Raw genomic sequence first — 15,847 nt, forward strand, 5'->3', positions numbered from 1 at the left:
AACGACATCGGCGGCCTTGGCCATTTTGCTTCGTACCTCAGATTTTGCTTCGGATTGGAGATCACATCGCCCGCTGTGCAGGCGATTAGGTTCAGTCAGCGTGGGGCGCTGACATCGGTCTGACCGGTGGCAAGCAACGCACCTCGGACAAACCCACTGCGCAGGCTGCGTTCGACGAACTCACGCACATAGGCAGCCGCCGCATCATTGCCCCTGGGCACCGCCATGGCCTGGCGAATGGCGGTGAAGGCGCCATCCAGCACCCGATAACGAGCGTCACCGTCCGCCACTTTCTGCAGGGGCTGGCGAACACCGGCAGCCGCGTCCAGGCCTTGGTCGATAAACAGGTCGACGGCGCCAGCCGAGGTTTCGGCTCGAATCAGCTCGGCATGCTCTAGTGTGCGGCTCAGGTACAGGTCGTAAGCCGCGCCTTTGCCGACGGCCAGGCGAAGGCCTGCAGCGTCCAACTGATCGACGCTGGCGAACGGCGCATCCTGCTTCACCAGGTAAGTACCCTCGATCAGCACGTAGGGCTCACTGAAGAAGATTTGCGCTTCGCGGACCGGTTCGATGGCCAAGAAGGCCAGGTTCCAGGCCCCCTCCTCCAGCGCGGCGAAAACTTTGCCGGCGGCATCGAAGGTGCGCATCTTCAAGGTTACACCGAGCTCTTCGGCCAGCGCCTTGGCCAGTGCGACCGATACGCCCTGGGGCTCGCCGTCGGGACCGCGCTGAGCTAGAACCGGATTACCAAAATTGATAGCGGCAGTGAGGACGCCGTTAGGGGCCAGTTCGGCCAAGACTTGCTGGGAGATTGTGGTAGACATTCGGTTCTCCATTGTCTGTGAGGACCTCTTTGCGGCTGAAGAGGCTCATACAGGACCGTGCTTTTCCTGCTATAGCAACTTCGGCCGCAAATGGGCCTTACCAGATGGGTAAGGTGTACGACACGATCAAGCGATTTTCATCGGTGCCGCGGGCAAAATTGGAGCGATACGCCGCATTACGCCAGCGAATGCCCACGTTCTTCAATGCGCCCGACTGGAACACGTAGGCGATATCGGTGTTGCGTTCCCACTCGCGACCTTCCTCGCTGCTAGTGGCAGGATCGGCATGGTCGCCTTTGACGTAGCGGGTCATGAAGGTAAGGCCGGGGATGCCAACCGAGGCAAAGTTGTAGTCGTAACGCAACTGCCAAGAGCGTTCGCCCGGCTCGGCGAAGTCGTTGAGCTGGATGTAGTTGGTTAGGTAGGGGTCAGTACCGTTGAGGAACGGCATCGACGTATCGCCGTTCATTTTCTGCAGCCCCAGACCAAAGGCGTGGCCACCCAGGCTGTAAGTGAACATGCCGCTCAACGCACCGCTGTCGATAGCACCACCTTTGGCGGTGCCCGTATCGTCGCTGAGCATGTAGCGCAGGTCGCTCTTCAGCTTGCCCGGGCCGATGCTCCAGCTGTGATTGACGCCGAAGAAACTTTGTCGGTAGACGTCCTGCAGCTCGGCATACTGGTAGCTCAGGGTCAGTGTCTTGCTCAGCGCATAGTCGGCACCACCGATCCAGTAGTCATCCCCTTCCACAGCCCCAGCAAAGCGCCGGTTCTTGTTGTTGAGGGTGATCTTCTGCGCATCAGTGGAGTCGCGGTCGGTCATGCGGTTGAAGCGCGCGCCGGTAAAGGTCAGGCCGTCGATTTCGTTACTGGTCAGCAGACCACCCTCAAAGGTCTGCGGCAGGATGCGTCCGGTGTTGGCCTGCACGGTCGGCAGCTTGGGGATCAAGGTGCCGTACTTAAGCTCGCTCTGCGACACCTTGACCTTGGCAGTTAGGCCCAATCGGCTGAATTCGTCGGCCGCACGGCCGTCATCGTGAACCGGCAACAGGCCGGTGCCGGCGCGATCGGGGCTTGAGTCAAGCTTGATGCCGAGCATGCCCAGTGCGTCGAGGCCGAAGCCGACGGTGCCCGGCGTGTAGCCGGAGCGAAAATCCAGCAGAAAGCCTTGGGCCCACTCTTCACGCTTCGACTGCGCACTACCATCGCGAAAATCACGATTCAGGTAATAGTTCTGCATCTGCAGGTTGAGCTTGCTGTCGTCAACGAAGCCCTCGGCACTTACAGCGCCGACGATCATGCAAGGAGAAAGGGTGACAAAGGTACGCAGGATGTTCTTATTGTTGTGCATCTGGCGATTTCCATCTGGTTGGCATGAGACTGCCCGGCCCGGGGCATAGCACTGGGCAGTCAAAGGAAACGGAGCGGGTCAGCAAGGGGCCAGGTTGCGGCCCCTTTCAGGATCAATGTGCGGAGGCGGCCACTGGCTGATCTGGGTCTTTGTTAGTGACGCGCATCAATGCCGTCATCAGGAAGGCGATGACCAGCAAGGCGCTGAGGAACAGCAAACCCGTGGCTGCGCTCTGGCTGTTGCCCTTGACCACACCGATCATCGACGGCCCGACGAAGCCGCCGAGGTTGCCGATCGAGTTGATCACGGCAATCGAAACCGCTGCGGTAGCACGGTCGAGGAACAACGTCGGCAGTGCCCAGAAGGGCGACTTAAAGCTGTACAGGCCGGACAGCGCTACGCAGATCATGGCCATCGAGGCCACCGCACTTGGCAGCATGCCCGCACCAATCAGGCCGAGAGCTGCGACCGCCAGCGGAATGGCCGAGTGCATCTTGCGCTCGTTGCGCCGGTCGGAGCTGCGCGACCAGATAATCATCGCTGCGGTGGCAACGATGTACGGCACCATGGCAATCAGGCCGATCTGGGTATGACTCAGGTCGCTGGAGAAGCCCTTGATGATCTGCGGCATCCAGTAACCAACACCCAGGCTGCCGCACTGGTAGACGAAGTAGATAAAGGCCAGGTACAGCACCTTCTTGTTGACCATGGTTTGCAACACGCCCAAACGCTTGACGTTCTTGCGACTCTGGCGATCGCGCTCAAGCTCGGCCAGCAGCCAATCCTTTTCCGGCTGGGTCAGCCATTTGGCCTGCTCCGGCTTGTCGGTCAGGAAGAGGAAACAAGCAATGCCGAGGAAGACTGCCGGCACGCCCTCAAGGAACAGCATCCAGCGCCAGCCGCTCCAGTCGAACCACTTGATGTTGTCCATGATCCAGGTAGAAAGTGGCGCACCGATGATGTAGCTGACGGGAATCGCGGCGGTGAACAGCGCCACGGTGGTTGCCAGTTCCTTGGCGCGGAACCAGTAGGTCAGGTAGACGATCACGCCCGGGAAGAAGCCGGCTTCGGCCACACCTAGGAAGAACCTCAGCACGTACAGCTGGTTGGCGGTCTGGGCAAAGGCGGTAGCGGCGGCAATCGCACCCCAGGTCACCAGGATCCGGGCAATCCAGACCCGCGCACCGTACTTGTTGAGCATGACGTTGCTAGGCACTTCGAAGAGGAAGTAGCCGATGAAGAATATTCCGGATATGAAGCCGAACGCCTCGCTGGTCAGGGCCAGCTCCTTGTTCATCTCCAACGCGGCATAGCCGATGTTGGCGCGATCCAGGTATGACACGATGTAGAGCAGGAACATGAAGGGAATGATGCGCAGGGTGACCTTACGGACAGTGGCCTGTTCATCGACAGTCTTGTTGTTGTTCATGACGACCTCACTGAAAGGCGGACCTTGATCTGCCTTTTCTAATTGTTATCTGTAACAGCCGGTTCAGGCAGAAAAAACCATGCAGACCGGACTGCCGGTCGAAACCGAAAAGCCCGTCTTGCTCAAGCGTCCGTGCTGCGCATCGATTGACAGGGCAACGATGCTGTCGCTGTCTTCGTTGAGGGCGAAGATGAAGCGTTGATTGGGAGTCAGTGCGAAGAAACGTGGCGTTTTTCCAGCAGTTGGCTGCACCTCGACCAGGTTCAAAACACCCGTTTCGGTGTTGAAGGCATACACCGCGATGCTGTCGAAACCACGGTTGGACGCATAAACAAATCTGCCGCTTTGATCGACTTCGATTTCCGAGGCACGGCTATTGCCGGTGTAGGATGAAGGTAATGTCGACAGCACTTGCAGAGGTTCAAGGCCACCAGTTTGGCTGTCTAGGCGATAGCTGGTGACTGTTGAATCCAATTCATTGATGGCAAATGCGTAGGGTGCGGTCGGGTGCTGAGCGATATGCCGCGGGCCAGCTCCCTCACGGGTTACTACGAATGGGGTTTCTGCTGGGTACAATTTGCCGTTGTCGAAACGGAAACTGAAGATCCGGTCCAAGCCCTTATCCGGGACCAGGACGAAATTGCCAGATGCATCAAAAGGATTGAAGTGAGGCTTGGCAAATGGTTGCTCGACACGATGCGGACCAACCGGACCTTCGAGTTGCACCAGTTGACATACTTCACCAATACGCCCGTCTTCTAACACGTCAAGAACAGCCAGCGTTCCGGTGACGTGGTTTGAAACAACCATGAAACGCTCACTAGGATCCAATGCCAGGTGAACGGGGTTGCGGCCTTCACAACTTTGAGTGTTGAGTAGGCTCAACGTCCCATCGTTCCGATCGACAATGAAGGCACTGACTTCGCTGCGATCACCGTGTACGGTGTAGAGCCGGTCACCTGCCCGATTGAGGGTGAGGAACGACGGATTGACCAGATCATCCAGCACCTGGATCTGCTCCAGAGTGCCAGCGTCCTGATCTACCCGGTAAACGGTGATACCGTCACCCCGGGCATTACGCTCGCGGGTCGTTCGCGAACCTACATAGGCGTACATTGGGTCATTCTCCCGATTGCTGATGCAATTGACAGCGGGTACATGCCTTTGATGAGGCAACAGTACCCATTGCGGCAGCATCGCTGCCACCGCAGTTCAAGGCTTGAGTACCGTGCGGGTTATCCGCGGGTTCGCTTCACTACCTTACGGATCACGTAGGGCAGCACCCCACCGTTGGTGAGATAGCGAATTTCCTGCAAGGAATCGAATCGAGCAATCAACTCAAATTGATCGCGTGCGCCATCGACTCGAACGACTTCAAGGCCGATTCGATTCTCACCAACCACTAACTCATCCAGGCCGACAAAGTCGAAGTGCTCGCTACCGTCAAGTTTCAAATCCGCAACGCTCTGCCCTTGCTTGAAGACCAGAGGTATCACTCCCATACCGATGAGGTTGCTGCGGTGAATACGTTCGATGCTGCGCGCCACTACCGCTTTCACTCCCAACAGCGCCTGGGCCTTGGCGGCCCAGTCGCGACTGGAGCCCGCGCCATAGTTAATGCCAGCGAACATGATCATCGGAGTGCCGGCATAGGTCTGAGCGGCTTCGTACAACGGCAGGCACTCGCTGTGATCCGCATTCCACGCCCAGCCACCTAATCCAGGCTGAGACTCTCCAAGGAGCTGATTCTTCACTGTTTTATTAGTGAAGGCACCGCGCAGCATGACTTCGTGGTTGCTCCGTCGGGTAGAGTACTGATTGAGATCCTGAGGATCCTCTCCGCGCTCCAAGAGCCACTGTCCAGCGAGGCTACTGGCTGGAATGGCGCCCGCCGGTGAAATGTGGTCTGTGGTGACGTTATCGCCAAGGACCATCAGTGGCCGAGCGCCCTTGATTGCCAGGCTGGTCTTGGGCTCAGCCTGAATATCGGCCAGATATTGGGGACGACGCAGGTAGGTTGACCGCGGATCCCAAGGGAACTGGACGCTGCCCTCGGCAGACAGTGCTTGCCAATGATGGGTGCCATCCCAGACGGTGGCCAAGCGCTGCTGGAAGAACTCCGGTTTGACTACCTGAGCGGCCAGCGCTGCAACTTCCTCGTCGCTAGGCAACAGGTCGTGCAGGAACACCGGATTCCCTTTCCCGTCCTGACCCAGCGGTTCACTTGTGAGGTCGACCTCAATGGTGCCGGCAATTGCAAAGGCAACGCATAGGGCTGGAGAGGCAAGATAACCTGCTGGCACTTTGGGGTTAACTCGCCCTTCAAAGTTGCGGTTACCGGACAGCACTACCACGCCCTTCAAACCCTGGTCGGCAAAGACCTCGACATGCTCTTCAAGCTTGCCGGAGTTGCCGATGCAGGTCATACACCCAAAGCCCGCCAAGTCGAAGCCAAGTGCTGAAAAGTCTTCAAGCAGACCGGCCTCAGCGAGGTAGTCAGAAACAACTTGCGAGCCTGGGGACAGGGATGTCTTGACCCACGGTTTACGATTCAGCCCCAGACGGCGTGCATTGCGAGCCAGCAAGCCAGCCTGGATCATTTGTGCTGGATTGGCTGTATTTGTGCAACTGGTGATCGCGGAGATGACTACAGCACCGTGCGTGATGGGCTCGCCGAACGACGGCTCGAAATATTGTTCGACAGAAGGCCCGGCGATCAGGTTACCACCACCCAAAACCTCATCGCGGAAGGAGCTACCTGATTTCGACAATGCTTGCCGCTGATGCGGCTGGTAAGGACCAGCAACGCTCGGCTCGATACTGGCCAGATCCAGATCGATGAGCTCGTCAAACGACGGCTCCGGAAGCTCATTGCTTCGATACAGGTCTTGCGCGTGCATGTAGGTGGCGGCTTGCAGGCACAGTTCTGGTGATCGACCGCTAAGCTGCATGTAGCTATGAGTCTGATCGTCGAACGGGAAGAAAACGACCGTTGCGCCATATTCGGGGGCCATGTTTGACACAGTGCCGCGAGCAGCCCAGCCAAGCGTAGAGAGGCCTGGGCCGGAGAATTCAACGAATTTGCCAACCACCGAACGCTTGCGCAGAATCTCGGCAACATGGAGAGACAGGTCAGTTGCAGTGACACCTGGACGCAGCGCGTTTGTCACTCGTATCCCAATGACCTGTGGGAAGCTGATCGGTACCGGCTCACCGACCATGGCAGCCTGCCCCTCCAGCCCGCCTACACCCCAGCCCAACACCCCGATAGCATTGATCATAGGTGTGTGACTGTCGGTAGCGACCATGTCGTCCGGATGCAGCAAGCGCCGGCCATCATCAGTGCGACTTTCCCAGACAACCTTGGCCAGAGCCTCCATGTTCATCTGGTGGATGATTCCGGTACCTGGTGGGATTACACCAAAGTTGTCCAGGCTTTTCTGAGCCCATTTGATGAAACGATAGCGCTCACTATTGCGGCGAAAATCGATGTCCAGGTTCTGCTCGACCGCATCGGCATCGGCATAGCTTTCGACGATCACCGAGTGGTCAATGGTCAGCACCGCAGGGATCAGCGGGTTCATCGCGCTTGGATCACCGCCGAGTTCGGCTACTACATCGCGCATGCCCGCAAAGTCGGCCAGGGCCGGCAAACACGTGGTGTCGTGGAACATGAGGCGGTTGGGCTGGAATGGCACTTCGCAGTCCGGGCCATCGCCGATTGCCCTAGCCAGGACTGACTCCAGAGCTTCGGGAGAGCAACGGGCCACATTCTCCAAGAGAATACGAATGGAGTAAGGCAGGCGCTGCAGTTGGCTGGTGCTCAGCAGCTTTTTAAGATCGATGTAGGCGAATTGCGTCCGGTCGATCTCAAGGGTGCTCATCAGGTCGCGGGCAGTCTGGGTCATGCTCGAATCGCTCTGCGTCTTATCGTTGTGACAGCGTCAGCTCAGGCAAGCGACACTGGTGATGGACCAATGCTAGGTCCAGCGCCGCAGGTTGAAAATTGATAAATCGCCATGGCAGCGTTCTCCAAGAGAGAACGCTAGCTTTGAGAGATCAAGCATGAGATAGGGAACGGTCTGGTCGAGATTGCAGCAACGACTACCCTGCAGGCGCCCGTATCTTGTCGATAAAACTGCGTAAAGTCGGCGCCGCTGTATCGTAGCTTTGCAATACCAAAAGCAGTTGTCGAGCGGACCAGCCTTCATCGAGACGCACAATCTTGAGCTTCAGACTGCGCTGGTAAGGCTTTACCACTGATCGCGGCAAGACAGCTATGCCCATGCCGGCCGAAACCATGCGACAGATGCAATCAAAACTGCTGATACGGATTCTGAGCTTCAGAGGCATTTCGAGCGCTTCAGCCTCCCGAGTCAGTAAGCCATACACTGAGCTTTCCTGATGAGGTCCGACCATCTCGTGTTCCAGCACCTGAGCGAATCGCACACTGGAGGCATCAGCTAACTGGTGATCCAAGGGCACCACCAGGACCAATTCATCCGAGCGATAAGGGATTGTCTGCAAACCTCTGGCAGCCGTCTGCGAGGCAATAACCCCCAGGTCGGCGCGCCCTTCTGCCACTGCGCTGATGACTTCGGCCCCAACCCGTTCCTGAATATCGAACCGAATCAACGGATACTGAGCTGCAAACTCCGTGACGTCAGCTGGCAGGAATTGAGACAGCGCCGAGGTAATTGCGTGTATGCGGATATGCCCCTTCACCCCTTCAGAGAACTCACCGAGCTCCGCATCAAGGTTTTGCAAGGTCTGTCGAACTTGCCGGGCGTAAAATAGCAATGACTGGCCGGCAGGCGTCAACTCAACACCACGCGCCCGGCGTATGAGAAGGGGCGCACCCGCGAGCTCCTCTAATTCACTGATTCGCTTGCTCACTGCCGAGACAGCAAGGTGCCGAAGGCTTGCGGCATGCGTGAGATTCAATGTTTCAGCCACCGCGATAAATACATCGAGGCTGGTCAGGTCGTAGCGCATTGCTTCTCCAAATGCTTACTGCAGACTAAGGGGGGTGGACCCGAGCCTTGGCACACCAAACGAACAGCCCTAAGCACAGTGAGGCTAGAGTGAAAACGATAGCTCTCGGTCCAGATAGCGCGCCTGAATCACATGCCCCTTCTCCAAGAGATCGAATGGCTCGCACAGCGCCCCTGTTGAAATGACTTCACCCGCACGTATCGTGATCCCCCGCTCGGCTGCATGCGCATAAAGGGATTGAAGCGCCATGACCGGATCGGTTGCCAAATCCCCCCGCAATGCTCTAGACCTCTCAACGCCGTCAACCGACACCACCGTCGTCTCGACAAGCTTATCCAGGATCTGCTGGCTGAACCCTGAACATGCCGAAGGGCCCAAGACCAAGGCCTCGAATCCAACATTATCAGCCACGAAGCTTGGCCATCCCACTGTCTTGCGATTAATGAAGCGTGATCGGACGATCTCGAAGGTCAGCAAGGTACTGCGGATATCTTCTGCCTGGATAGTTCTGCCAAGGAGCGGGGGCAGATCGCGATCAATTATGAAGGCAATCTCACACTCAATGGTCAGAGGACTGGGGCCGGGCCAAGCCAAGTGCACACCACTCTCATGGCAGCGAACCCGGTCTAATTGACCGATCAATGGACGAGACAACCCTGCCGTGTCCATCGCCGCACGGCTGCCCACCCCTAGCTTCCATCCACCACGCTCACACCCAACTGCTTTGAACAGCTGGTCCTGGGCGTCATAACCCTGCGATAGAGAAACGGGCCGAATGCTGGCTGGCAACTCCGCCAGCACATTTCTTGAGCGCCACGTCTCAAGAAGCAGGGATGCTGTAGCGTTGGTATCAATTGACGGTAGATTCATCGCGACTCCAACAACTCAAGAACATGCGCTTTAGGTAAAATTCAGTTCACGCTTCATTAGCAGCTGCTCGGAATCTCACACCAAGAGACTGCTCATAAACTTTGATCATGGCGCCTTTGTCCTCATTGCCATACCCCTGAAGCAAAGCGGCTTGATAGATCCCAGAGGCCGCCGATAGCAACGGAGTCGGAAGACCATGCCTGTAGGTTATAGCAGAAGCATTTACCAAATCCTTGTAAGCGTCTTGCAATGGATAGGCGCTGGAAAAGTCACCCTTAAGGATACGCTCCAAGAAGTAATCAGACGCATGACTTCTACCAGTACCACTGTTCACAATCTCGGCTACTTTTTCGCTATCCAGACCGAGCTTGACAGCCAATGGTAAAATTTCAGCCAGGGCTGCACAGTTTATATTGTACAGAAGCTGATTGATCAGCTTTGAAAGCTGACCCATCCCAGCATCACCCATGTACAAGGTTTTACTTGCCATCGAATGCAAATAGGGCAGCACTTCGTCATACGCTCCCCGATCACCCCCACACATCATAGTTAGCGTACCGTCATGAGCTCGCTTTGCCATGCCGGAAACGGGAGCATCTAGGAACCTAATCCCCGTCACCGCAAGCCTATCATTCACTCGCAATGCAGCCTCTGGACTGATAGTGCTTGTATCAACTACAAGACTTCCAGGCTTGAGTCGGCTCGCCAATCCGTTTGAACCAAACAATACCTCCGACACCACATGGTCGTCTGGCAATGAGAGGAAGACAATATCGCTGGCACTCAGGTCGTCCATACTGGAAGCGATTGTCGCTCCGCTTTTGGTTAAATCAGGGTACGCTCGAGTGCTTCGAGAGATTACTGTCAACTGGGAATGGTAGCGAAGAAGATTAGCCGCCATCGGCTTGCCCATCTGCCCCAGCCCAATAAACGCTATTTTCATACGATTCACCATGATTTAAATTTTAAAGGGTGGCATCCAGCCACCCTCCCCACGATCAAGTCGAACTCATTGGAAACAATCCGAACATCAACGAGAGCGCCATGATCAGGAAGCTCAATGCAAATGCCCATTTCATTGTAAACTTTTGATGATCGCTGAACTCGACTCCGGCCAGCCCACAGAGCAAATATGTCGAGGCGACTAAGGGGCTCAACAAGTGAACGGGCTGACCGATCAAAGATGCCCGGCCGATCTCTGCATGCGTGATGCCATACACCTCTGCCGCCTTGGCCAGTACAGGCAGTACGCCGTAATAAAACGCGTCATTGGACATGAAGAACGTGCCTGGAATGCTAGCCAGTGCAGTTATGGGAGCCATATATGGGCCCCACGTTTCCGGCAACAGCGACAGGAAGCTTGTAGACATTGCATCTACCATACCTGTTCCCGATAAAATTCCCGCAAGAATACCTGCCGCCAAGAATATCGAGATCTGATTCAGGGCAGTCGGCGCATGCGACGAAATACGCCTGCGCTGATCATGAATGTGTGGGTAATTGATAAGCAGGGCAATGGAGAAGGCCACCATGAAAAGCACGGCAACAGGTAAAACTTCCATCACCAAAGCCGCCATCAGCCCCAGTGTGAGAATCGCATTAAGCCAAAACATCTTAGGTCGACGCAGTTCCGCATCTTCCTCGGACATTGCAGGGGTCCATCCTTCATTTGCATCTTCATCGAATACCGTTGCTGCAGCGCCTACGGACAAGCGAAGCGTACCCAGCCTCTTGCGCTCGCTCAGCCCTACGAAATAGGCCAGGGCCAAGACGCCGAGGAAGCTGATGATGAGCACGGGAACGAAAGGCAGGAATAGTTCAGAAGTTTCCACTTGGAGCGAAGAGGCAGCCCGCGCCAGTGGACCACTCCAAGGTAGCAAGTTGGTAACACTGGCTGCGAGGATAACCATGCAGGTCAGGCATAGCGGGTCCAGGCGAAGACGCTTGAATAAGGGCAACATGGCAGTCACGGTGATCATGTAGGTCGTGGAGCCATCACCGTCGAGTGAAACAAGGCCCGCAAGCAAAGTGGCATACACCACCGCTTTCAGCGGATCGCCTTTGATAAGCTTCAGAAAAGTCCTGATAATCGGATCAAAAAGACCAGTATCAAACATCACTCCAAAGTACATGATCGCAAACATGACCATGATTGCCGTAGGGGCCACCTTTCGCAGCCCCTCGATAATCATGTCACCCATCTCTGGACCAAACCCGCCCATCAATGCAAACGCAATAGGAACTGTAGTCAACGCAACCAAAGGCGAAAGGCGCTTGGTCATGATCAAGGCCATAAAGGTCGCGATCATGGCATAACCGAGAAATGAAAGCATATGAGACACCTTGATTTAAATCGATTTTATTTTTGTACAATAGCGCCATCGCGCCTCAAGGTTGCCGCTTGGCTCAAAGGCTTTGCGACATTCATTATTTACAACTAGCCTTTAACTCATATGCAAACCGCCATTGAGAGAGAAATCCGCTCCATTCGCATAGGCTGACTCTTCAGAAGCCAGCCAAGCGCAGATGGAAGCAATTTCTTCCGGCGTGCCAAGTCGTCGGGCAGGGATATCTTGAATTACGCGATCCATGAGCTCGCTTCGTGTAATTGCTTTGAGCCGCTGAGTTCCAATATAACCCGGCGATACCGTATTGACTGTCACACCACGAGAGGCTACTTCCCTAGCCAAGGCTCGGGTAAAACCTCTAATGGATGACTTAGCTGTTGCGTAGTTTACTTGGCCTACATGACCTAACTGTGCATTGACTGATGAAATATTGATAATGCGCCCCCAGCCCTGGGACGTCATACCGTCGACTACCTGTTTGGTGACGTTAAACAGCGAGTTCAAATTGGTGTCTATTACCGTCCGCCAATCCGAGGGCCCCATATCGCTAAAGCGCACATTGCACGCTGTTCCTGCGTTATTGACCAGCACATCAACCTGCCCGACATCACGCTTCACTTTGGCGAAGGCTTCAACCGTAGATGCCCAATCGGCAACATTGCCTTCGGAAGCGACAAATTCAAAGCCAAGGCCCTGTTGTTGCTCCAGCCACTCGGCACGTATAGCCGAATCGGGACCGCACCCCGCAACTACCAAAAACCCATCCGAGAACAGGCGCTGGCATATCGCGGTACCGATACCGCCCATGCCGCCAGTGACAAACGCAATCCGCTTTTTCATATCGTTCTCTCTTATTACAAATAATTATTTTTATTCGAGCAACAACGTGAAAATGCTCGACCATCTACTAATTAAATAGTCAATAGCACCCCATATTACCGACTACACGGCAATTGAGAATTGAGCTTTGCGCAAGGGTCCGTTCTCCATTGGAGAACAATCATGAATGCCTCAGCTTGCGCTGAGGCAGGACCAAAATTCAATGAAACCACATCTATCTGTAACAATATATTTCATATTGAGACGGACTTACTAAACAGCACTCTAGAGGTAGGCCTGTCGGCCCGCCGGGCGCTATCACTACAGATGCACTTTCACACGACCAGGGTTACTGAATCCAACTGCTGCCTTTCTTGCGTTTGCTCAATCAACTGCTCAAGCACAAAAGGCAGAATGCCGCCACTTTGGAAATAAACCGCCTCAATCGCAGTATCAATGCGCGCCCGCAATGTCACATCTAGAACAGATCCATTTCGGCGAGTGATGCGCATAATCACGTTTTGACCAGGCTCTACACCGCCATCGACTCCTAGAAAATCGAAGGATTCTGTGCCATCCAAGCCCAGGCTACGCGCATCCTCACCCGGCTGGAACTGGAGCGGCAATACGCCTAAGCCTGCAAGATTGTTGCGGTGAATACGCTCGAAGCTCTTGGCGATCACGGCCCGCACCCCAAGCAGACGGGTACCCTTGGCCGCCCAATCACGGCTCGATCCAGTACCGTATTCATCGCCGGCAAAGATTACTGCCGGAACACCATCGTTGAGGTACATCCGAGATGCCTCGAACAGGTCGGTACGTGTGCCGCAGGGTTGCAGCAGAGTGAAAGGCCCCTCATCCGCGGCACCGTTTAGTTTGGCCGGCAACATCAGATTCTTTAGCCGCACGTTGGCGAAGGTGCCACGCACCATCACTTCATGATGCCCGCGGCGGGCTCCATAAGTATTGAAGTCCTGAATGTCGACGCCCTGCTCCGCGAGCCAACGGCCGGCGCTTGAATCTTTGGCGATACTGCCTGCAGGGCTGATATGGTCAGTCGTGATGGAATCGCCCAGAATTGCCAAAGCCCGAGCATTAAGGATCGGCTTGCCCACGTCCCGCGTGTCGAAGAAATCGGGCTCAGCCGCATAAGTGGAAGCTGGCCAATCATAGATATCACCGGTAGCGGCAGCGATGCTGTTCCACAGATCATGGTCACGGGTCAGATCGGCGTACCACTCATTGTAGAGTTTGGGGTTCGCAGCCTTGACCGAAAGCGCTTTGACCTCATCGTTGTTTGGCCAGAGGTCGCTGAGCATGACCGGGCGGCCTTCAACATCGTACCCAAGAGGTTCAGTGGATAGATCGCAGCGGCTGCTACCCGCTAAAGCAAAGGCAATCACCAGCGGGGGACTGGCGAGGAAGTTAGCGCGCAGGTTACCGTGGATGCGCGCTTCGAAGTTGCGATTGCCCGAAAGCACAGCGCTGCATACCAGGTCCTGGCCCACCACAATTTTTTCCAGGGCCGGGTCGAGCGGCCCGATATTGCCCACGCAGGCACCACATCCGTAGGCCGCAATATCGAAACCGAGCTCACTCAAGGGCTCAATGAGGCCGGCATCTCTCAAATAGGCGGTGACCACACGGGAGCCAGGTGTGAACAGGGTTTTAACCCAAGGTTTCACTTTTAGTCCGCGGCGGATCGCGTTGCGCGCGAGAAGGCCAGCGGCAATCAGTAGCTCCGGGTTTGATGTGTTGGTGCAGGACGTGATTGCAGCGACCAGTACGTCGCCATTCCCGATATCGTAGCCATGCTCGTCAACCGGGAAGCGTCTTTCGAGTTGATCGGCGTGCTTGGCATAACCACCGCTCTTTGCATCCTGGAGCATCACTTCGTCGAAGCGTCGACTAAGGTCACCAAGCTCGACGCGATCCTGTGGCCGTTTGGGACCCGAAACGCAGGGGATGATACTTTCGAGGTCGATCTCGATTACCTCGGAATAGTCTATAGCCCCCCTGGCTGGCGAGCCGAACAGTCCCTGTGCTTTGAAGTAAGCGCGGATCAACTCCACTTGCTCTTCGCTACGTCCGGTCTGGGCGTAGTAGTCGAGAGTCTTCTCATCGACAGGGAAGAAACCGGTAGTTGCCCCATACTCGGGTGCCATATTGGCGATAGTGGCGCGGTCAGTGGCGGTGAGGGAGGCGGCGCCATTACCGAAGAATTCCACCAGCTTGCCGACGACCTTGGCGGCGCGAAGGGTCTGCGTGATCTGCAGAACTGCATCTGTGGCCGTCACGCCGGGGCGTAGCTGACCTTTCAACTCAACCCCTACGACATCAGGCATGAGCATGTACACCGGCTGACCGAGCATGCCGGCTTCTGCTTCGATTCCCCCAACGCCCCAGCCAAGTACCCCGATCCCATTGATCATCGTGGTATGGCTGTCGGTGCCGACCAAGGTGTCTGGGTAGATCAGTCCGTCTTTCTCGATCACGCCTTGGGCGAGATATTCCAGGTTGATCTGGTGGCAAATGCCGATCCCCGGCGGTATCACCTTGAAGGTATCGAACGCCTGCATGCCCCACTTCATCAACTCGTATCGCTCACGGTTGCGATGAAATTCGACTTCCATGTTTTTGCGTAGAGCATTTGGCACATTGGAATGCTCTGTCTGAACTGAGTGGTCCACCACCATGTGAACGGGCACGAGAGGCTCGATCGCTTTAGGGTCAACGCCACGTGCAGCAGCCTGGCTGCGCATGGCTGCCAAATCGGTCAGCAGAGGTATACCGGTGAAGTCCTGCAGAAGGACGCGACCGACAACAAAGGGAATTTCCTTCTCACGCGCCGCATTGGGCTTCCAACTCGCCAATTCCGTGACGTGGCTCATCAAGATTTTCTTGTCGTCTCGATTGCGCAGCACCGACTCCAACAAAATCCGAATCACCACTGGGAGGCGATTGATTCCCTGAAATCCCACCTCTTCAAGGGTCGTCAGGTCGTGGAAAGCGTGCTGGCGGCGATCCGGGGTTTCAAAGGTACGAAGACTGCTGAACGGGTGATTTGCATTCATGCTCTATCTCGACAGGCTGTGCATTCGGAGACTCGGCCCAACGGGGTCCCCATTGCAGTTGGCAGGTTCTAAGACCTGTGCACCGAGTGACATCCACCACCTCGACAGCACCAAGCCCTCAACCGATTGCTTATTTT

Annotated in this window: 11 protein-coding genes; all 11 read right to left on the reverse strand. The window is 55.7% G+C overall.

All coding sequences use genetic code 11. From position 1 onward, the window contains the following. Positions 1 to 95: 95 nt before the first annotated feature. Positions 96 to 824 carry a transporter substrate-binding domain-containing protein gene (locus tag ACI2KK_RS24305; protein ID WP_400620650.1) on the reverse strand — a complete coding sequence of 243 codons (729 nt, stop codon included), beginning with the start codon at positions 822 to 824 and terminating at the stop codon, positions 96 to 98. Positions 825 to 921: 97 nt separating this feature from the next. Next, entirely contained in the window at positions 922 to 2,175 is a 1,254-nt protein-coding gene (locus ACI2KK_RS24310) for an OprD family porin (protein ID WP_400620653.1), read from the reverse strand. 112 nt (positions 2,176 to 2,287) lie between these two features. Then, the gene (locus ACI2KK_RS24315; RefSeq protein WP_400620656.1) at positions 2,288 to 3,604 is read right to left on the reverse strand and encodes an MFS transporter; all 1,317 of its coding nucleotides are present in this window, start codon (positions 3,602 to 3,604) and stop codon (positions 2,288 to 2,290) included. 63 nt (positions 3,605 to 3,667) lie between these two features. Next, positions 3,668 to 4,720: a lactonase family protein gene (locus ACI2KK_RS24320; protein WP_400620659.1), complete on the reverse strand. Its 1,053-nt coding sequence runs from the start codon at positions 4,718 to 4,720 to the stop codon at positions 3,668 to 3,670. 119 nt (positions 4,721 to 4,839) lie between these two features. After that, entirely contained in the window at positions 4,840 to 7,512 is a 2,673-nt protein-coding gene (gene acnA, locus ACI2KK_RS24325; protein WP_400620662.1) for an aconitate hydratase AcnA, read from the reverse strand. Positions 7,513 to 7,708: 196 nt separating this feature from the next. Further along, entirely contained in the window at positions 7,709 to 8,599 is an 891-nt protein-coding gene (locus ACI2KK_RS24330; protein ID WP_400620665.1) for a LysR substrate-binding domain-containing protein, read from the reverse strand. Between the two features lie 84 nt (positions 8,600 to 8,683). After that, complete coding sequence (locus tag ACI2KK_RS24335; RefSeq protein WP_404670950.1) at positions 8,684 to 9,469, reverse strand: 2-keto-4-pentenoate hydratase; 786 nt, start codon at positions 9,467 to 9,469, stop codon at positions 8,684 to 8,686. Between the two features lie 46 nt (positions 9,470 to 9,515). Beyond that, entirely contained in the window at positions 9,516 to 10,412 is an 897-nt protein-coding gene (locus ACI2KK_RS24340; RefSeq protein WP_400620671.1) for an NAD(P)-dependent oxidoreductase, read from the reverse strand. Positions 10,413 to 10,467: 55 nt separating this feature from the next. Then, the gene (locus ACI2KK_RS24345; RefSeq protein WP_404670951.1) at positions 10,468 to 11,802 is read right to left on the reverse strand and encodes a CitMHS family transporter; all 1,335 of its coding nucleotides are present in this window, start codon (positions 11,800 to 11,802) and stop codon (positions 10,468 to 10,470) included. A gap of 111 nt (positions 11,803 to 11,913) precedes the next feature. After that, positions 11,914 to 12,657: an acetoacetyl-CoA reductase gene (phbB, locus tag ACI2KK_RS24350; protein ID WP_400620677.1), complete on the reverse strand. Its 744-nt coding sequence runs from the start codon at positions 12,655 to 12,657 to the stop codon at positions 11,914 to 11,916. A 314-nt stretch (positions 12,658 to 12,971) separates the two neighbouring features. Continuing rightward, positions 12,972 to 15,710, reverse strand: coding sequence for an aconitate hydratase AcnA (gene acnA, locus ACI2KK_RS24355; RefSeq protein WP_404670952.1), 2,739 nt, complete (start codon positions 15,708 to 15,710; stop codon positions 12,972 to 12,974). Positions 15,711 to 15,847 lie beyond the last annotated feature (137 nt).

The organism is Pseudomonas sp. NPDC089406 (genome assembly GCF_044900265.1).
Taxonomy (GTDB): Bacteria; Pseudomonadota; Gammaproteobacteria; order Pseudomonadales; family Pseudomonadaceae; genus Aquipseudomonas; species Aquipseudomonas fakonensis.

Bases quoted from the DNA above. Each gene is read 5' to 3' on its own strand.
- ACI2KK_RS24305 (WP_400620650.1), bottom strand. From the start codon at position 824: ATGTCTACCACAATCTCCCAGCAAGTCTTGGCCGAACTGGCCCCTAAC.
- ACI2KK_RS24310 (WP_400620653.1), bottom strand. From the start codon at position 2,175: ATGCACAACAATAAGAACATCCTGCGTACCTTTGTCACCCTTTCTCCT.
- ACI2KK_RS24315 (WP_400620656.1), bottom strand. From the start codon at position 3,604: ATGAACAACAACAAGACTGTCGATGAACAGGCCACTGTCCGTAAGGTC.
- ACI2KK_RS24320 (WP_400620659.1), bottom strand. From the start codon at position 4,720: ATGTACGCCTATGTAGGTTCGCGAACGACCCGCGAGCGTAATGCCCGG.
- acnA (WP_400620662.1), bottom strand. From the start codon at position 7,512: ATGACCCAGACTGCCCGCGACCTGATGAGCACCCTTGAGATCGACCGG.
- ACI2KK_RS24330 (WP_400620665.1), bottom strand. From the start codon at position 8,599: ATGCGCTACGACCTGACCAGCCTCGATGTATTTATCGCGGTGGCTGAA.
- ACI2KK_RS24335 (WP_404670950.1), bottom strand. From the start codon at position 9,469: ATGAATCTACCGTCAATTGATACCAACGCTACAGCATCCCTGCTTCTT.
- ACI2KK_RS24340 (WP_400620671.1), bottom strand. From the start codon at position 10,412: ATGAAAATAGCGTTTATTGGGCTGGGGCAGATGGGCAAGCCGATGGCG.
- ACI2KK_RS24345 (WP_404670951.1), bottom strand. From the start codon at position 11,802: ATGCTTTCATTTCTCGGTTATGCCATGATCGCGACCTTTATGGCCTTG.
- phbB (WP_400620677.1), bottom strand. From the start codon at position 12,657: ATGAAAAAGCGGATTGCGTTTGTCACTGGCGGCATGGGCGGTATCGGT.
- acnA (WP_404670952.1), bottom strand. From the start codon at position 15,710: ATGAATGCAAATCACCCGTTCAGCAGTCTTCGTACCTTTGAAACCCCG.